This is a genomic window from Aliikangiella coralliicola, from assembly GCF_007004725.1.
In the GTDB taxonomy this organism is placed as follows: Bacteria; Pseudomonadota; Gammaproteobacteria; order Enterobacterales; family Kangiellaceae; genus Aliikangiella; species Aliikangiella coralliicola.
The window spans coordinates 103,705-122,900 of the sequence record NZ_ML660164.1; the positions used below are offsets into that span (position 1 = coordinate 103,705).

Sequence of the window (19,196 nt, forward strand, 5' to 3'; positions counted from 1 at the left end):
TTTTATTGCGTGTTTTACTAATTACATCTGGCAACTAGTGCTAACTGCAAGGGGCGTTAAGGCTACCTTGCTCTGAAAGTAATTCGCCCTTTGCTCAAGTCATAAGGTGTCATTTCTACTGTCACTTTGTCACCTGTCAAAATACGAATGTAGTTCTTACGCATTTTTCCAGAAATGTGTGCAGTGATCACGTGACCGTTCTCTAATTCGACTCGAAACATTGTGTTTGGAAGTGTTTCCAAAACAGTGCCTTCTAATTCAATGCTATCTTCTTTAGCCATACTCTCTTGATATCTGTTGCAGTTAAAAACGCGCGTAATGATGCCTGATATTTGGCCAATAATCAAAGCCTTTATCGTGACTTAACTCAAATAAATCCACTGATCCTTTAAAAAGCACTCAATTGGACGATATTCGCCTTTGTAGTTCATTTTACGACTATTTTTTATCCAATAGCCAAGATAAACATAAGGCAGGTTTTCTGATTGAGCCAATTCAATCAATTTCAGGATCGCTAATCTTCCGGGACTAAACTGGGCAAAATCAGGATCGAAAAAAGTGTAAACCGCTGATAATCCATTATTAACGGTATCGAATACGCAAGTGGCTACCAATTGATTAGTCTTTATATCGAAAAAGTTAAGATAATTGGTCTCCAACCAGTCGTTGAGTAAAAATTCACGGTATTGGATGGTCGAAGTTGGATACATATCACCATCACGATGCCGTTCACTAATGTACTTATCAAACAACAGGTAATGCTGCTGAGTAAATCGTGAAGGCTCCATCATGGTATAAAAAGCACCACCTTTTTTCTGACATCGCCTTTGCTGCTTATTTGGCGTGAACTTTTCCACCGGTATTCTAACCGAGATGCACTCTTTACAATTATCGCAGTGGGGGCGGTAAATATGTTCGCCACTTCGTCGAAAGCCGCGATTTATCAACGCACTGTAAAGTAACTTATCGGTATGGATCTCCGGCGAAAGAAATAATGTGCGAGACTCATTCTCCACCAGGTAAGGACATTGGTGGGGCGGTGTGATAAAAAAACTCAACTGTGCCGGCTTAATCTGACTAGACATGCTGCTCCTTTATACTTCGATCCCATGGCGGCCGGGACGATGGAGGTTGTCACTGAGCTGAGTATCAGCTGGCTTAATATTGACTTCACAGCTTTCAACCCGGCCATTGGCTGGTTGTAACGCCAGTGGTGGTGTAGCTGGTTCGACTATGACAGGCTCAACTTCCAGGGGAAGATCATCTTTTCCTGTTATATCGAGTAAACTTGGCCAGTGTAGCCGTTGTGGTTGCCATTGTTGACTATCCCAGGTCTGTTGACTGCTTGAATGTAGTAGACTCAAATAAAGTTTACGAGAAATATTCGATGCCCCTAATTTCATCAAGTGTGGGTTTTCAATCTGGCAGTCAATAAGCTTGAAGTCGAGTTGCTTTAAATAGCGTGCCAGACACGAAAGTGCAATTTTGGAGCCGTTCGAAATTTCGCTAAACATTGATTCTCCACAAAATACACCGCCGGTAACAACACCATATATTCCACCAACTAGTTGATTACCCTGCCAGACTTCTAGCGAATGGGCTTTACCAAGACGGTGTAACTCACAATAGGCCTCTATCATTTCTTTAGTAATCCAGGTGCCGTTTTCTGCGCTGCGTGGGCGAGAACATCGTTTAACCGTTTCTTTAAAATTAAAGTTTAGCGTGACTGTCAACTGAGATTTACGCAAAGTTTTCTTAACACTTTTGTGGATTTTAAAATGATTAACAAAAAATACTGTTCGCGGATCTGGCGACCACCAGAGAATTGGTTCTCCGGGAGAATACCAGGGAAAAATTCCCTGTGAATAGGCCTGGATCAGTCTTTCGCTCGAAAGGTCTGCGCCAGCAGCTAGTAACCCGTTGGGATCATCCAGCGCCTGCTCAACCGGCGGGAAAGATATGTCTGTTGAAAGATAAGGCAACATATTAGCGTCCAATAACTCGCTTTATCGTGATCATTAGTCAGTATCCGCTTTTTCACGACAAGTGAACATTTAACCCGAGTTTGGGCTAACAGCCGGGCTCAGGTGTTTTACAAGTCTATTGGTTTATCTTAGCACTAAAAAAAAGAGACACGCCAATTGGGTGCCTCTTTTTCGGAAGTTCTTTTAGAATATTTCAGTAGAAAACAACCGTTTTTACTAAATTATTCGAATTTCATCTCAGGAATATCACCTTCAACAACCAGCTTTCCTGCGGTTTTTTGCTGAATTTCTTCGACAGAAACACCGGGAGCGCGCTCTAACAAGTGAAATGCGCCGTCTTTGATTTCCATCACTGCCAAATCCGTTACTACTTTCCTGATACAATCGACGCCGGTTAATGGCAAGGTACAGCTTTCAAGTAGTTTAGAATTTCCTCTTTTATCGGCGTGAGTCATGGTAACAACGATGTTTTGCGCGCCGGCAACCAGATCCATTGCACCACCCATGCCTTTCACTAATTTTCCAGGGATCATATAAGAGGCGATGTTGCCGTTTTGATCGACTTCAAATGCACCCAGAACGGTCAGGTCAACATGACCACCACGGATCATGGCAAAACTTTCCGCTGATGAAAAAATTGAGGCGCCTGAAATGGCTGTCACCGTTTCTTTGCCAGCATTAATCATATCAGCATCAACCTGGTCTTTGGTAGGATAGGGGCCCATACCGAGCAGGCCATTTTCCGACTGCAGCATGACTTCGATGTTTTTGGGAACATAGTTAGCAACCAAGGTTGGAATACCGATTCCGAGATTAACGTAATAACCATCACGTAATTCTTGTGCTACACGCATAGCGATTTGTTCGCGAGTAAGTGCCATAGTTCGATTCCCCGTTAATCTTGTTTCGCTAAAGTCAGTCGTTCAATGCGTTTTTCAAAGTCACCTTGAATAACGCGGTTGACGTAGATGCCCGGCGTGTGGATTTCCGTCGGTGCAAGTTCGCCGACTTCGACAATTTCTTCCACTTCAACAACGGTTATCTTTCCTGCGGTTGCCGCCATTGGATTAAAGTTCATGGCTGTGTCTCTGAATACCAGATTGCCGGTCTTATCGGCTTTCCAGGCGCGAATAATGGCAAAGTCACCGGTGATTGATTCTTCCAGAATATAGTTGCGTCCATTAAATTCACGAGATTCTTTACCGTCGGCAACCGGCGTACCGAAACCGGTCGCGGTGTAGAAAGCCGGAATACCTGCACCACCGGCGCGCATTTTTTCCGCTAGCGTACCTTGAGGGGTTAATTCTACTTCTAGTTCGCCGGAAAGAAATTGGCGTTCAAATTCGGCATTTTCACCCACGTAGGATGAAACCATTTTTTTGATTTGTTTGTCTTCAAGCAATAGCCCCAGACCAAAATCATCAACGCCACAGTTATTGGAAACAAATGTCAGTTCTTTAGTGCCCATTGTTTTTATCTGAGCGATCAAACCTTCCGGTATTCCACAAAGACCAAAGCCTCCGGCAATCACTGTCATGCCGTCGCTAAGCCCTTGCATTGCTTCTTCATAGCTGTGTACGACTTTGTCAAAGCCGGCCATAGTAGTACTCCTGTTTCATTATTACGTTTTATATATTATCTACGTTCTATAAATTAAATTCTAAAATAATCTACATTCAATAAACTATTTATATCTTGCAAATCATAAGCTGTTATTGAATAAAATCGCTTTTGTCAGTTTCATTTGAATCGCGAAAAATCTCACGGAATCCGCCATCTCATTGTGGGGATCTATGCCGACAAAGTTATCAACTTGTGCGCTTAGCGAGAATAGCCTGCGCAACTTTCGAGTTATTCGGACGATTCAAATATTGGCTAATATAATCACCGGCATCAACGAGTTTATCCAGATTAACACCGCTATCTAAGCCTAGTCCATCTAACATATAAACCACATCTTCTGTGGCCACATTGCCGGATGCGCCTTTCGCGTAAGGGCAACCGCCCAATCCTGCCACCGATGAATCAATATTGGTTACGCCAGATTCTAGTGCGGCGTATATATTAGCTAAAGCTTGTCCATAAGTATCGTGAAAATGAACCGCTAGATTGCTAACAGGAATCAAATTTTTGATTGTTTCGATCAAAGATTTTGTTTTACCTGGTGTGCCCACGCCAATGGTATCCCCAAGGGATACTTCGTAACTCCCACATTCGTAAAGCTTTTCGGCAACTTTCGCCACGACTTCAGGTGAAATTTCTCCTTCATAAGGACACCCTAAAACGCAGGAAACATAGCCACGAACTCGGATCCCAGCGGTTTGCGCTTGTTCAAAAATCGGCTTAAAGCGTTCGATACTCTCATCGATAGAGCAATTGATATTCTTTTGCGAAAAGCTTTCTGAAGCAGCAGCAAAAACGGCGACTTCTTTTGCGCCTGCAGCTCTGGCATTCTCAAAACCTTTCAGGTTTGGCGTGAGTACCGGAAAGTGGATTTTGCTTTCAGCTGAATATTGTTGAACTAATTGTTCAACGATTTGCTGATGGTCTGCCATTTGTGGCACCCACTTGGGGGAAACAAAACTGGTTGCCTCGATGACACCAAGTCCGCTTTGCGCCAAGCGGTTTATAAGTTCGAGTTTTATCTCGGTGGGGACTGGTGTGCTTTCGTTTTGTAAACCGTCGCGAACGCCAACCTCAATGATTTTTACCCGGTTGTCCAACATTATTTATGTGTCCTCTACGAATTGATGTTGTTAGGTCATTTTTTATGTGACGGTGTTGTCAGAGCTGTTTTTTCAATTCTAAATGGCTGTTCAGAATTGGTGTCGGTTTTAGGGAATTGTCGAAACAGTTAGCTTTCGGTTTCAAATGTCTCCGGTTTGTACAAAGGATTAAGTCCCCTCTCTTGGAAGGAGAGGGCTAGGGAGAGGTTGCGCCCCCATTTTTCAAAGGGAAGTGCAACTCTCGCAGGTTATTTTTTATCCTTCACCTACATATACTGTTTAAACAATGGCTTATTCTTCCTCAAAACTTATCAGCTCAGCGCCTTCGTCAACCAGATCACCTTCCTGATAAAGTACTTCAGCGATGACACTGTCTTTATGGGCTTTGATCGTATGTTCCATTTTCATTGCTTCCATGACAATGAGTGCCTGACCTTCTTCCACTGTGTCGCCCGGATTAACTAAAACGTCGATCACGGTTCCAGGCATTGGGGCGGTCAGATTCGCCTGGGTATCTTGGTCAAGATTGACCAGGCTATTATCTTTGACTTCGAGTTCCCAACTTTTTGCATTCTTAAAGATGACAAGTTGATTATCACTTTCCGCCAGGTTAACAGTCGATTGGTGTCCGTCTAAATCGATGTGCAATCGATTACCGTCCAGATATCCGCTGGCGACTAGCTCTTTCCCGCCGATTTCCAAAAGAAAGCCTTTATTTCTTAATAAGCCCTCGTTGCGGAAGTGAGCTGTCACTGTGTATTGATTGTTATCATGTAACAATTCAATCAAGTGATGATTATCTTCGTTGAGTCGCCATCCCGATGTTTCATTCCAGGGAGAGTAGGGGTCAACTCTATCTCCTGATTGTTTGTCAGCTTGCTTCAGCATAACGTGGAGCGCTGCCGCTGCGAGAATTTCATCGGCGACGCTACTGTCTGCCGTAGTTAATTCTTCACCGTGTTTATCCAGAAAGTGAGTATCTAAATCAGCATTATTAAACGAATCGTTACTAGCAAGGTGATGGAGAAACTCGATGTTAGTCGTTAATCCGGCAACGTGAAAATCTGCGAGAGCGCCTCGCAATCGAGCGAGCGCGGCACTGCGATCGCGATCCCAGACGATTAATTTTGCGATCATTGGATCATAATAAACGCTTACGCTATCGCCTGAAACAATTCCCGAGTCTACTCGCACATTGGCATTGGTTTGCGGCAATCCCATGTAACTAATTTTGCCGGTGGCGGGTAAGAAATCGTTGTCGGGGTCTTCCGCATAAATACGGGCTTCAAATGCGTGACCGTTGATGGTTAGTTGGTTTTGTTGTAGCGGTAATGGTAGGCCATTGGCCACCATGATTTGCCATTCTACCAGGTCCAATCCGGTGATCATTTCTGTGACTGGATGTTCAACCTGAAGTCGGGTATTCATTTCCATAAAATAAAATGAGCCGTCGTGGTCGTATAAAAATTCAACGGTTCCGGCGCCTTCATAACCAATCGCCTTAGCGGCCGTGATTGCCACCTGGCCCATTTGTTCACGGGTTTCTTCAGAAAGGCCGGGAGCCGGCGCTTCTTCAATGACTTTTTGGTGACGTCTTTGTATGCTGCAATCTCGTTCAAATAAGTGGACCGCATCGCCCTGGCTATCTGCAAAAACTTGAATTTCAACGTGGCGGGGCTTGGTTAAATACTTTTCCACTAACACCCGATCATCACCAAAAGATGAAATCGCTTCGCGCTTACAGGAGTTGAGTGCGTCAATAAAATCTGCCGAAGATTCAACCACACGCATGCCTTTCCCACCACCGCCAGCAGTCGCTTTGATTAATAAAGGGTAACCAATTTTATCGGCTTCAGATTGCAATCGATCGTCAGACTGGTCATTGCCGTGGTAGCCTTGCACCAATGGTACGCCGGCATTTTCCATAATTGATTTGGCGTCACTTTTTGAGCCCATCGCTTCGATAGCAGGTACAGGTGGGCCGACGAAAATTACTTGATTCGCTTCACATTGGCGTGCAAATTCTGCATTTTCTGATAGAAAACCATAACCCGGATGAATCGCATTCGCGTTTGATTTTTTAGCGACTTCCAAAATAGTGTCGGCTTTTAAATAACTGTCTTTTGCAGCTGGACCGCCAATATGCCAGGCTTCGTCGGCTAATTTGACATGTTGTGAGTCTTTATCCGCGTCAGAGTAAACTGCAACACACTCGATCCCCATTCTTTGCGCTGTGCGAATAATTCGACAGGCAATTTCTCCGCGATTAGCAATGAGCAGTTTATTGATACTAAGATGAGCCATTAAATTTTAATCCTGAAAGTTTTTTCTTTATTAATCTTGAATGATTGGTTTCTTTGTCCAAAAGACACTTTGTTTACCGCAATATTTATTGCGTAATTTTCATCGTGTTTAGCAACATTGAATTACTCAATATTACTGGATTCATTATCATTAGTTTTAGACCAGTTAGCCGGTCGTTTTTCGAGGAAAGCGCCAACGCCTTCTTTACCTTCTTTAGAGGCTCGGATATCAGCAATTCTTTGCGCCGTTTCTCGAATGAGGTCTTCGTTAATCGGCTGATTGTGAACCAGATTAACCAGTTTCTTTGCCTGATACATGGCTTTCGGTCCATTCGCCAAAGCTTTTTGTAAAAAGTCTTCGACATTCTCTGTCAAAGCGTCATGGGGGAAAATCTTGTGGATCAGGTTAATATGTTTAGCTTCGGTCGCATCAAATCTTTCTGCCGTCGCAAAATAGCGTTTTGCGTTTCGTTCGCCAATTGCTTTAACGACATAAGGACTAATGACTGAGGGAATTAATCCAAGCTTTACTTCTGATAAACAAAACAGTGCTTTCTCACTCGCCAGCGCGATATCGCAACAAGCTACCAAACCAACACCGCCGCCAAAAGCTGCCCCCTGAACCACTGCCACGGTTGTTTTACTGGCGTCATGAATGGTTTGCATCAGGCCGGCAAGTTGTAAAGAGTCCTGATAGTTTTGTTCCCAACTGTAGCCTGCCATTCTTTTCATCCAGTTAAGATCGGCACCGGCAGAAAAGCTTTTACCATTTGCTGCGAGCACGATTATGCGCACTGAATCATCTTGATCAAGTTTGCTGACAGCTTCAGTTAACTCGGCGATGACTTTATCATCAAACGCGTTGTGAATTTGTGGGCGATTAAGGGTAATCGTCGCGATACCATTGTTTCTTTTTTCAATTGCTAAACTTGGTTCTGACATCATTTATTCCTTATCTTGTGCAATAAATATGTTCCCTCTCTTGGAGAGGTTGGCCAGGGGGAGGGAATTAGCTCAATGGTTTATGACTTACCAAGTTTCCTCTCTCCCTAACCCTCTCCCGGAGGGAGAGGGGACTGTACTGCTAAAACCTGCTGGGATTGCGCAGGTAGTAATAATTCGGTCATCTCAAATATGTTCCCCCTCCCTCTGGGAGGGGGCTAGGGGGAGGGAATTAGTTCATCAGTTTATGACAGTTACCAAGTTTTTCCCTCTCCCTAACCCTCTCCCTGAGGGAGAGGGGACTGTATTGCTAAAGCCTGTAAAAGAAGTATAAGCAGCGGTGTTAGTTTTCGTTGCTTACATTCTAAAGACGCCAAAACGCGTTTCTTCACTCGGCGCGTTAAGCGTCGCAGAAAGACCTAATCCTAAAACCTGCCGGGTATCTGCCGGATCGATAATGCCGTCATCCCAAAGCCGCGCACTGGCGTAATAAGGATGCCCCTGAGTCTCGTACATTTCTGCAATTGGCGCTTTAAACTGGTTTTCTTCTTCTATCGGCCAATCAATTCCTTTGCGCTCAAAGTTATCTCGTTTAACTTGCGCCAGAACATTGGCTGCTTGTTCACCGCCCATTACTGATATACGTGCGTTAGGCCACATCCACAAAAATCTTGGGCTATAAGCTCTACCACACATGCCGTAATTACCTGCACCAAAACTGCCACCCACAATCACGGTAAATTTAGGCACTTTGGCGCACGCCACGGCGGTAACCATTTTGGCACCATTTTTCGCAATGCCGGTATTTTCGTATTTTCTGCCGACCATAAACCCGGTAATGTTTTGCAGAAAAACTAACGGAATATTTCTTTGACAACAAAGCTCGATAAAGTGTGCACCTTTCAGCGCCGACTCTGAAAATAAAATGCCGTTGTTAGCGATGATACCCACCGGATAACCCCAGATGCGCGCAAATCCACAAACCAGTGTATTGCCATATAAAGGTTTAAATTCGTCGAACTCGCTGGCGTCAACTACTCTTGCGATTATTTCGCGAATATCAAATGGTTTGCGAGAATCAGTTGGAATAACGCCGTAAATTTCTTCTTTAGGATAAAGCGGTTCTTGCGGCTCTTTTACATCCCAAGGAGCATGCTTTTGTTTGTTTAACCGAGACACAACATTTCGCGCCAGCGCCAAGGCGTGTTTGTCATCGAGAGCGTAATGGTCAGTTACACCAGAGTTTTTGCAATGAACATCTGCGCCGCCCAGGTCTTCAGCAGTTACTTCTTCGCCCGTTGCGGCTTTAACCAGTGGTGGCCCACCGAGGAAAATGGTGCCTTGCTCTTTGACAATAATACTTTCATCAGCCATTGCTGGAACGTATGCGCCACCGGCAGTACAACTTCCCATCACAACAGCAATTTGTGCGATGCCTTTCGCTGAGAGGTTGGCTTGATTATAAAAAATTCGACCGAAATGGTCGCGGTCAGGAAACACCTGATCCTGTTGCGGTAGATTGGCGCCGCCGGAATCAACCAGGTAAATGCAGGGGAGGTGATTTTGTTCTGCAATTTCTTGAGCGCGTAAATGCTTTTTAACGGTTTCTGGAAAATAGGTACCGCCTTTAACCGTTGCATCATTCGCAACAATCACACACTCCTGACCATTCACTCGTCCGATGCCGGTTATCATGCCGGCCGCCGGAACTTGATTATCGTACATGCCGTAAGCGGCAAACTGTGATAATTCTAGAAAAGGTGAGCCCACATCAAGCAGTTGCCTGACTCTTTCCCGTGGTAGCAATTTACCGCGATTGGTATGTTTTTCCTGACGCTCTTTGCCACCGCCTTGAGCGATAACCTGCATTTTGTCGCGTAGATCATCAATCAGCGATTGCATTTGTTCAGCATTGGCAGTGAAATCTTGACTGCGCGGATTAAGCTTGCTTTTTATTGTTGGCATTTCCGATCCGTTAACTGTAAATTTTGGTCTGTGCTTTTTATTGGTTATTGGTTAATTACTCGCTCATTACAGAGCGACTAATCACCATTTTCTGAACTTCACTGGTGCCTTCATAAATCTGGCAAATTCTGACATCGCGGTAGTACTTTTCTACTGGAAAGTCATTGAGATATCCATAGCCGCCAAATACCTGAATTGCGTCGGAACAGATTTTTTCAGCCGCTTCAGAGGCAAATAATTTTGCCATTGACGCTTCCTTTAGACAGGGCTTTCCTGCATCTTTTAATTGCGCAGCACGATGAACCATTAAACGAGCGGCATCTAACTGAGTCGCCATTTCTGCGATTTTAAATCCAATTGCCTGGTGTTTATGAATCGGTTTGCCAAAGGCAACTCTTTCTTCGGCGTATTGTTTGGCTGCTTCCAACGCTGCGCGGGCAATACCAACACATTGAGCTGCAATGCCGATACGACCGCCTTCCAGTCCAGAGAGTGCTATTTTGTAACCTTCGCCTTCTTTGCCTAAAAGATTTTCTTCAGGAATGACACAGTCTTCAAATAAAATCTGGCAAGTATCAGATGCGTGTTGGCCGAGTTTATGTTCTACATTGGCGACCACATAGCCAGGCGTATTCGTCGGTACAATAAACGCGGAAATACCTTTTTTTCCAGCGTCTGGATCAGTCACCGCAAACACGATGGCAATGTCTGCCGTTTTACCGGAAGTTATAAACTGCTTTACGCCGTTGAGAATATATTTGTCGCCGTCTTTCACTGCTTTCGTGCGCAGGTCAGCGGCGTCAGAGCCTGCGTGAGGCTCGGTTAAAGAGAAGTTGGCCAATTGTTCGCCGGCAGCTAATGGCTTTAAATATTTTTCTTTTTGCGCGTCGGTGCCAAAATTCAAAATTGGCATACAACCAACGGAGTTAGTCACGCTAATAATGGTTGAACAAGCAGCATCGCCGGCGGCGATTTCTTCAAGTACCAATGCGGCTGAAAAATAGCCGATGTTACAACCATTCCAATCTTCAGGAACTAACATACCGTAAAAACCCAGTTCGCCTAAACCTTTTAGTGCTTCTTCGGGAAAAGTTTTGTTGCGATCCCAGTCGGCGGCGTAGGGGGTAATTTTTTCCTGCACGTATTGACGGGCAGCATCCTGGATCATGGTTTGTTCTTCTGTCAGGAACATGGATTAATTCTCTTAAAATATTGCGAAATTCTTGAGTCGTTCAAAATTTCAAAACCGACAAAATTTTTTACTCGAAACACCTGGTTTAGAGCGCTCGCCGTTGAAGTTTTATTACGATCTGTTTAGTTCAAAATACTCGGTGAGTACCTGATTTAGTTCATTTTTGCGTAGCCAGAATTGCTCCCGAAATAAGACTATCGCGGGAGCAGTTTAGACGCGGTGAATAAACGATTCTTAATTCTAGACTAGTTCCACCGCCATTGCTGTGGCTTCACCGCCGCCAATACACAGTGAGGCAACCCCTTTGGTTTTGCCATATTTTTGTAATGCCGCAATCAAAGTGACCAAAATACGAGTTCCGCTGGTGCCAATTGGGTGTCCCAATGCGCAAGCGCCGCCATGAACGTTGACTTTGTCAGGGTTTAAGCTTAAATCTTTGACCGCTGCCATGGTAACCACAGCAAATGCTTCGTTGATTTCAAACAGATCGACATCATCAACAGACCATTCCACTTTTTCCAGCAGGCTTTTAACCGCTGTTACTGGTGCTATGGTGAATTCTGCTGGTTTACGCGCATGTGTGGCATGACCGACAATTTTTGCTAAGGGTTTAAGGCCGCGTTTTTCTGCTTCAGATTGACGCATTAACACAACAGCCGCAGCACCATCTGAGATCGAACTGGCGTTAGCCGCAGTCACAGTGCCGTCTTTTCTGAAAGCAGGGCGAAGGGCTGGAATTTTATCCGGGCGAGCTTTAAGTGGTTGCTCGTCGTGTTCAATGGTTACTTCGCCTTTACGTGATTTAATCGTCACCGGAACGACTTCACTGGCAAAGGAGCCATCTTCAATAGCGGCTTTGGCGCGTGATAATGAAGTAATCGCAAATTCGTCCTGTTGCTCCCGTGAAAATTCATAACGATCGGCACAGTCTTCCGCAAAAACACCCATCGCCTGACCTTCATATGCATCTTCCAATCCGTCAAATGCCATGTGATCTAAAGCTTTAACGTGACCGAAGCGATAACCGCTGCGTGCATTTGGTAACATATGAGGCGCATTACTCATGCTTTCCATACCACCGGCGACCATGACCGAATTGGTTCCGGCAGTTAACAGGTCGTTTGCAAGCATGACTGATTTCATACCAGAGCCACAAACTTTATTGATAGTCGTACAACCGGTTGATAAAGGTAAATCAGCACCTAAAGCTGCCTGACGCGCTGGCGCCTGGCCAAGTGCCGCTGGTAAAACGCAACCCATGATCACTTCTTCGATATCTTCACCTGACACTCCGGCGCGCTCAACCGCGGCTTTGATGGCTGTTGAACCTAGTTCGGTGGCTTTAACGGCAGAAAGGTCGCCCATAAATCCACCCATTGGGGTACGAGCCATGCCGACAATTACGATAGGGTCTTGCTGTGACATTGAATTTTTCCTCAAATATTTAAACTGTGTATTCATTGGGCCAAACGGTGTAAAAAACGTTTCACCCAAGTTGTAATCTTTTCAAGATAACAACGATAACTCGCGTTTTCCTTTATTTGGTTGCGTTTTTTAATTCAACCATTTGTTGGGTTTCGTTCCTCAACTCAACCTACAATAATCCAAGGATTAAGAGGTTTCTTTAAACAGCTCTCGGCCGATCAACATGCGGCGAATCTCTGATGTACCGGCGCCAATTTCATAGAGTTTTGCGTCGCGTAATAATCGACCTGTTGCAAACTCATTAATATAACCGTTTCCACCCAGGCATTGAATGGCTTCAAGTGCCATCTGAGTGGCTTTTTCTGCCGCATATAATATCACGCCTGCTGCATCTTTTCGGGTTGTTTCTCCACGATCGCAAGCTTGGGCCACATTATAAACATAAGATTTTGACGCATTCATGGTGGTGTACATATCGGCCAATTTACCCTGCATCAATTGAAACTCACCAATGGACTTGCCAAATTGTTTACGCTCGTGAACATAAGGAATCACAATGTCCATACAGGCTTGCATAATACCCGTTGGACCGCCTGAAAGAACGACACGTTCGTAATCTAATCCGCTCATCAACACGGTAACGCCGCCGTTCAGTTCGCCGAGGATATTTTCTTTCGGCACTTCACAGTCTTCAAACACCAGCTCGCAAGTATTTGAACCGCGCATACCCAGTTTATCGAGCTTTTGTGCGGTAGAGAATCCAGCAAAATCTTTTTCGATGATAAATGCGGTGATCCCGCGAGAGCCTGCCGATGGGTCGGTTTTTGCGTAGACAATCAACACGTTGGCATCAGGGCCATTAGTGATCCACATTTTGTTGCCGTTTAACAGGTAATAGTCACCACGGTCTTCCGCGCGTAAGCGCAGCCCGACAACATCAGAACCCGCACCAGGCTCACTCATAGCCAGCGCGCCAATATGTTCACCAGTGCATAATTTGGGCAGATATTTGGCTTTTTGTTCAGGTGTTCCGTTTTTACGTAATTGGTTAAGGCAAAGGTTTGAGTGGGCGCCATAGCTTAATCCAATACTGGCTGAGGCACGACTTATCTCTTCCATAGCAACAACATGTTCCAGATAACCAAGCCCAGAGCCGCCGAACTCTTCCTCAACGGTCATACCTAGCAAGCCCATTTCACCTAGTTTGGGCCACAGCTCGTTGGGAAATTCGTTTTCCTGGTCAACCCGCTCCGCAATGGGCGCGATCTCTTTTTCGGCGAAAGCTCTGACGGAATCGCGGATCATGTCAGCTGTTTCACCGAGGTTAAAGTTCAAACCTGAATACATGTTATGCCTCGTTTATTGGTTAATTCGTTTTTCCAGCCGGGCAAGCTCGCCCAGCATGGTTTCAATATCTTTTTGTTGTTGGTACAAAGCTTCTCGCCGTTCCACAATTTTTTGCGATAAATATTCGGTCTGTTTTTGCTCACCGCTGGGCAGGTCATAAATTGATATGATTTCGCGGATTTCCGACAACGAAAAACCAATCCGTTTACCGCGCAAAATTAGCTGCAGTCGGACCTTGTCGCCTTTGCCATAAATTCGTTGAGAGCCATTGCGCTGAGGCGAAATCAGTTTTTCGTCCTCGTAGTGGCGAATGGAGCGGGGCGTAATACCAAATTCTTTTGATAATTCGCTAATTGTGTAAGTTTGATTATTTTCTTTCATTGTAAAATTATAATTAACCTTTACGTTAACGTAAACTTGAAAAGTGAGATTTTAGCAAAGGTTAGACCAGATTGAAAATTAATCAGTCTGTGTGTAATGAAGGAGGTAGTAGGCTGTAAAGTGGGACGGCGGTTAGTCGTTTATGGTTAATTCAAAAACTGGTCAAGGTGGAGCTTTGGCTGCAATGTCGGGCTGGAATGGGGACTGGAGCAATCAATCATTGATATTTAGTTAATAAAAAAGCCCCGATTAAAACGGGGCTAAGCACTACACTAGATATTCGCCAATAGTTCTATCATCGCCAGTCGATTGAAAGGCCTTGATGCATACGTATTGGCTGGCAGTTCAATAATACAAGTGGGAATCCGTTAGTTTATCGCCTGACAACTCAATTGTGACAAGCTCTCACGCCGGTTTCAGCGTAACAATAAACCAGGCTGGCAAATTAAACTGGGCTAACAAAATAGAGCAAAGCTTCCGCAAAAAAAAGTGAATAAATTATTTATTTAAAAAACATCACAAATAACGATTTTTTTTAATCGTATGGTGTGAAAATAATTACTTTGATGAGATAAAGTACGATTATTAATACCGCGTTACGCTTCGATTTTCTTAACGAACATTGCGGTGTGTAGAGATAAGCGCTTAGTCGGTTGGTTTTACATTATCAATTCCAACTGCTAACCTTTTTGAGAAAATTAAATTCGTTTGCCACCACGCAAAATAAAAAATAATAAGAATAATCGGAGCGATCATGTCAACTCACCGTCTTAAATCCTATCGGCCGTCGGGAAAAATTGATATCTCGTTGAGCTGGAAGCTTGTGCTTTCACTCCTATTCATCATCGCACTTAGTTTTGTGGGGAGCTCGTTAGTTCAAGCCGTTCAAGTCAGCTATCTTGGTTCGATTGTTTTTCTCATACAAGTAACAGTTACCGGATTTGTGGCCGGTCTGTTGGTTCGTTGGGGGCATATTCGAAATATTGGTATCGCGATATTGTGTGGCGGTTTACTCGGTTTGACCGCTTTGTACTTTTCCTGGATTTTTAGTTTACCAAAAATTCTGGCCACTATCGGAATCGAAACTTCTTCTGAGATACTCTTAAAAAATCCTGGGCTTACCTTGAGTTATATCGCGCAGTCTGCACAGGAATACTCGATGAGTTTTGTGACTATTGAATTTCGCCATTGGTTACTGAAGGCAGTTTGGTTAGCTGAAGTGGTGATAGTGATCATTTACCCTATTTATAAAACTTATCAGATATCCAACTCAGTAGTTTTCTGTGAAGCCTGTCATGAGTGGGTTGAAAAGCAGCCGGGATTGGTCGGCTTTTACCACAGCGATGAGCAGCAACTAAAAACTCAGTTTCTAACCGCCGATTACGATTTTATGGATCAGGCAGAGGCAATATTCAATGTGCCGATGAAAGACTATTATTGCGTTGACGGTGAGGTTTGTGTTGGTTGTAATGACTTTTTCATTTTGTCGTTAAGACTGATGAAAAAAGCCACCGATCAGGATAAAGCGAAACGGTTTTCATTAACTGAAAAGTTGGTGGTGGCAAGGCCTTATTTTCAACATTTCTTATTATTGACCAATCAGTTTCCCGCGCCGGAGGAAGAGTAGGGGGGAGAATTGCTAATTAGGAATTATTAATCAGGAATTAGTGGCTGAAGATTTTTACTCAGTCTTGTTTAACCCCGAAATCGACTTGCATTCGTGTAATAGGTAAGAAATTTCTAAAAAAAAATATTGAGCATGGACCTGCTTTATTACGTATCAGCCCCCTGAAATATTCGTAAAGATTGAATGAGAGTATTGATGAGAAGTTTGACTTTATTGTTTTCTATTTTGTTGTTGTCTGCCTGCGCGAATCAGCGGAGTAATCAATCTCGCCATGGGTCACCGGCTGAAAGTTCATCAAGCGCTATTAATTTAAGTGATTTAGCGAGTAGTGATTATGAAAACAATCTGGTTTACCCGCAGAGTGTTTATTCACTTCAGTTTGTCACCCAGAAAACTTTTGATGATCCTATTTGGGGCACCCAGTTGCGTTATGCTCATATCTTTTCGGAAAACGATATCGTTGATGTGTTTGTGTATCCGATTGCAGCGACCAACTGGGATAATGAAGTTGCAACTTTAATGCATGAGAATCAAAAGGTGTTGGACGAGATCAATGAAGCGGTAAAGCGAAAGCATTACAAAGCGGTAAAGGTTGAAAAGACCGGTGAGATTAAGTTTGGCGAGTGGCAGGGAGTAAAGTCTTCGCTAGATTTAACCATGAATGATGGAAAACTTTATCGTTCGTTTGTTTTTCTGTTTATTCAGCAGGATAAATTTATCAAGGTACGTTTTAGTTTGCTGAAAGGCAAAGATTTAGGATTGCCGGATGAGAATGTTATTGCGCGAGAATTGATTACCGCGATCACAGTTCCGGCGGAGTCTGCCTATATGTTGGCAATGCGGGAGCAACACCGTGAGCAACGGGCGCAGGAACTTTTGCGAATGTTGATAGAAGCTGCGGGTCAGCAAAAGAAAACCGAGCCTTCTACGCAGTAAAGAAAGCTATTCTGAGAAATACTTTTCGAATTTGTCCCCTCTCCTTGAGGAGAGGGTTAGGGAGAGGTGGAGATTTTTCAATCGAACTTCAGGTTTATTAGTAGAAAGCAGAGTTTCCCTCTCCCCAGCCCTCTCCCAGAGTGAGAGGGTTAGGGAGAGGTGGAGATTTTTCAAATGAACTTCAGGTTTATTAGTAGAAAGCAGAGATTTCCCTCTCCCCAGCCCTCTCCCTGAGTGAGAGGGAGTTTAATCTCCAATTGAAATATTTTGCGCCATCTCAAAACCAAATTTCAAATTTAACTTTAATTTCACTCAAATTAAACTCATCCAATTGATTTCAATCAAGTTATAACATTTACAATATCCGCTGACCCTGCTACTTTTAACTTTGCGTGAAGAACAAACTTCCTGACCTTTTGTGATGATCGGTTGGGGAATTTAAGAGTCGTACGGGAATTAGGGAAGGGCTCTGATAAAACGCAACTAAAAGCGATAATAACAATAAACGAAAAAGGATCTCAGGATTTTGAGTCGCCGCTATTTCGAAGATATGTTTAATGATCCGGCTTCCAGGCAAGGAAGGCGGTTAATGTTGTTTGTTAATTCTCTGATTGTTCTTTCTATGGTGGCTTACAGCTTGTCCACCGTTTCCCATATTGCTGAAGTCATGGCCGCTGAGCTTTTCGCTATTGAAGTTTTTATCGTGATAATCTTTACGCTGGAGTATGGCTGTCGGGTTTACTTTTCTCCTAATCGACGGCGTTTTATCTTTAGCTTTTTCGGCATCGTTGATTTTCTATCTTTTGCACCATTGTATTTGTTTTTATTTACCGGCGTTGACGCTCGAGCATTGAGAGCGGCACGAATGTTTCGTTTGTTGCGCTTATTTAAGTTGTTTCGGTTTGCCAAGTCGACGGCGCGCCTTCGCGCGGCTTATGGAATCATTAAAGATGAATTAGTTTTGTTTGGGGCTGTATCTTCAATTCTTTTATTTGTGAGTGGTGTGGGGATTTATCATTTTGAAAGTGAGGCGCAACCAGAAGCTTTTAGTTCTGTCTTTGACGGGCTTTGGTGGGCGGTGGTGACTTTAACCACTGTGGGTTATGGCGATGTGGTGCCGGTGACTGCAGGCGGTAAATTTTTTACGTTTTTTATTGTGATTATCGGGTTGGGGATTGTTGCTGTACCAACCGGGCTGATTGTGAGTGGAGTTCAGGAGGCAAGAAAAGATATCGAGTAGAAGAAGTGTTATTAAAAACGTGACAAGCGCATTGTGGTTTCATTTTTAGCATTGTTCATTTGCGGGTTGCTCATTTGCAGCTGAGATAAGGGAGCGTAAAGATTCACTCATAAAAAAAGGCTGAAACTATCAGCAACTAAAAAAATACAGGAGTCATCATGGCACTAACGACAAAAGAGATTAATAGTTTACGTAAAAAGAAGAAAGCGGCAACCAAACGAGAGTTTGCGCAAATGCGTCAGCTATTTCCAGAAAGGGTCAACATTGTAAGTGAGGGAGATTCCTGGTTTGCCTATCCACCTAAATGGCTGGTGTGGGGTAAACAGTCAAATTTAATCGCGCACATCACTGGATGGACAAGAAGAAAAGCAAATTTCTATTCGATGGCGTCGAATGGTGATGAAGCGGTGGATATGGTGTCGGGTAAACAAAAGCATCAGTTGGTTGATTTGTTGCGTTGGCATACTAAGGCAAAGCATCGCAAGCCGATTGATTTGTTGCTGTTTAGTGGTGGCGGTAACGATATTGTGGGCGAAAATGATTTTGAGCGTTTTCTTAAGCCTTATAAGCCGAGTTATACCACGGGTAAGCAGTGTGTGAATATGCCGCGTTTGAATCGGAAGATTAAGCAGATTGGTTTGGCGTATCAGGAGTTGTTGGATATTCGCGATCATTATACTCAGGATACGCTAATTATGACTCACACTTATGATTACCCTTATCCATCGTTAACCGGTGGCGTGTTTTTGGGTGGGTTGATAAAGACTAAAGCATGGATGAAGCGGTTTATGGATGCGGCGGGTATTAAGGAAGAGTTGCAGGCAGATGTGATTAAGGTGTTTATGGATGGTATGGCGGAAGAGGTGTTGAAGATTGCGAGTAAAAGAAGTGGGTTTATTGTGGTGGATACGCGAGGGACTTTGGTTGGAAAGAAGGAATGGTTAAATGAGATCCATCCGACATCGAAAGGGTTTAAGTCGATTGCTGAGTTGATGTTTGAGGAGATGAAGTTGAAGTTTCCTGGCTTGCAATAAATACGAGCCGGCAATCAATGCGGGTTGTAATAGATAAGGGCTGTTAATAAATACGGACTGTGAATAAATCGGAACATAACTGCGAGGGTAAGA

At 43.9% G+C, this 19,196-nt stretch carries 17 protein-coding genes; 4 read left to right on the forward strand and 13 right to left on the reverse strand.

The features are described 5' to 3' along the window. Positions 1-62: 62 nt before the first annotated feature. The 13 genes from infA to FLL46_RS11830 form a co-directional block, all read right to left on the reverse strand. Positions 63-281: a translation initiation factor IF-1 gene (infA, locus tag FLL46_RS11770; RefSeq protein WP_142893722.1), complete on the reverse strand. Its 219-nt coding sequence runs from the start codon at positions 279-281 to the stop codon at positions 63-65. Positions 282-362: 81 nt separating this feature from the next. Further along, the gene (locus tag FLL46_RS11775; protein ID WP_142893723.1) at positions 363-1,085 is read right to left on the reverse strand and encodes an arginyltransferase; all 723 of its coding nucleotides are present in this window, start codon (positions 1,083-1,085) and stop codon (positions 363-365) included. 9 nt (positions 1,086-1,094) lie between these two features. Further along, positions 1,095-1,997 carry a leucyl/phenylalanyl-tRNA--protein transferase gene (gene aat / locus FLL46_RS11780; protein WP_210418680.1) on the reverse strand — a complete coding sequence of 301 codons (903 nt, stop codon included), beginning with the start codon at positions 1,995-1,997 and terminating at the stop codon, positions 1,095-1,097. A gap of 209 nt (positions 1,998-2,206) precedes the next feature. Beyond that, positions 2,207-2,866 carry a CoA transferase subunit B gene (locus FLL46_RS11785; RefSeq protein WP_142893724.1) on the reverse strand — a complete coding sequence of 220 codons (660 nt, stop codon included), beginning with the start codon at positions 2,864-2,866 and terminating at the stop codon, positions 2,207-2,209. A gap of 14 nt (positions 2,867-2,880) precedes the next feature. Continuing rightward, the gene (locus FLL46_RS11790) at positions 2,881-3,585 is read right to left on the reverse strand and encodes a CoA transferase subunit A (RefSeq protein ID WP_142893725.1); all 705 of its coding nucleotides are present in this window, start codon (positions 3,583-3,585) and stop codon (positions 2,881-2,883) included. A 208-nt stretch (positions 3,586-3,793) separates the two neighbouring features. Continuing rightward, complete coding sequence (locus FLL46_RS11795; RefSeq protein WP_210418699.1) at positions 3,794-4,714, reverse strand: hydroxymethylglutaryl-CoA lyase; 921 nt, start codon at positions 4,712-4,714, stop codon at positions 3,794-3,796. 288 nt (positions 4,715-5,002) lie between these two features. Beyond that, positions 5,003-7,015 carry an acetyl/propionyl/methylcrotonyl-CoA carboxylase subunit alpha gene (locus tag FLL46_RS11800; RefSeq protein ID WP_142893727.1) on the reverse strand — a complete coding sequence of 671 codons (2,013 nt, stop codon included), beginning with the start codon at positions 7,013-7,015 and terminating at the stop codon, positions 5,003-5,005. A gap of 122 nt (positions 7,016-7,137) precedes the next feature. Then, positions 7,138-7,959, reverse strand: coding sequence for an enoyl-CoA hydratase/isomerase family protein (locus FLL46_RS11805; protein ID WP_342779793.1), 822 nt, complete (start codon positions 7,957-7,959; stop codon positions 7,138-7,140). 354 nt (positions 7,960-8,313) lie between these two features. Then, positions 8,314-9,921 carry a carboxyl transferase domain-containing protein gene (locus tag FLL46_RS11810; RefSeq protein ID WP_142893729.1) on the reverse strand — a complete coding sequence of 536 codons (1,608 nt, stop codon included), beginning with the start codon at positions 9,919-9,921 and terminating at the stop codon, positions 8,314-8,316. A gap of 55 nt (positions 9,922-9,976) precedes the next feature. Then, positions 9,977-11,113, reverse strand: a complete 1,137-nt coding sequence (locus FLL46_RS11815) for an acyl-CoA dehydrogenase family protein (RefSeq protein WP_142893730.1) — start codon at positions 11,111-11,113, stop codon at positions 9,977-9,979. Between the two features lie 240 nt (positions 11,114-11,353). Then, positions 11,354-12,538 (reverse strand): acetyl-CoA C-acyltransferase, encoded by a 1,185-nt coding sequence (locus tag FLL46_RS11820; protein ID WP_142893731.1) that lies wholly within the window; start codon positions 12,536-12,538, stop codon positions 11,354-11,356. A 186-nt stretch (positions 12,539-12,724) separates the two neighbouring features. Then, on the reverse strand, positions 12,725-13,885 hold the full coding sequence (locus FLL46_RS11825; RefSeq protein WP_142893732.1) for an isovaleryl-CoA dehydrogenase: 1,161 nt from the start codon (positions 13,883-13,885) through the stop codon (positions 12,725-12,727). Positions 13,886-13,897: 12 nt separating this feature from the next. Beyond that, a complete protein-coding gene (locus tag FLL46_RS11830; protein WP_142893733.1) occupies positions 13,898-14,266 on the reverse strand; it encodes a MerR family transcriptional regulator in 369 nt (122 codons plus the stop codon). Positions 14,267-15,020: 754 nt separating this feature from the next. Here FLL46_RS11830 and FLL46_RS11835 point away from each other — a divergent pair. The 4 genes from FLL46_RS11835 (at position 15,021) to FLL46_RS11850 (ending at position 19,103) form a co-directional block, all read left to right on the forward strand. Then, a complete protein-coding gene (locus FLL46_RS11835; protein ID WP_142893734.1) occupies positions 15,021-15,893 on the forward strand; it encodes a hypothetical protein in 873 nt (290 codons plus the stop codon). A gap of 195 nt (positions 15,894-16,088) precedes the next feature. Then, positions 16,089-16,829: a hypothetical protein gene (locus FLL46_RS11840; RefSeq protein WP_142893735.1), complete on the forward strand. Its 741-nt coding sequence runs from the start codon at positions 16,089-16,091 to the stop codon at positions 16,827-16,829. Between the two features lie 526 nt (positions 16,830-17,355). Beyond that, complete coding sequence (locus tag FLL46_RS11845; RefSeq protein WP_142893736.1) at positions 17,356-18,069, forward strand: ion transporter; 714 nt, start codon at positions 17,356-17,358, stop codon at positions 18,067-18,069. 158 nt (positions 18,070-18,227) lie between these two features. After that, entirely contained in the window at positions 18,228-19,103 is an 876-nt protein-coding gene (locus FLL46_RS11850; RefSeq protein WP_142893737.1) for an SGNH/GDSL hydrolase family protein, read from the forward strand. Positions 19,104-19,196 lie beyond the last annotated feature (93 nt).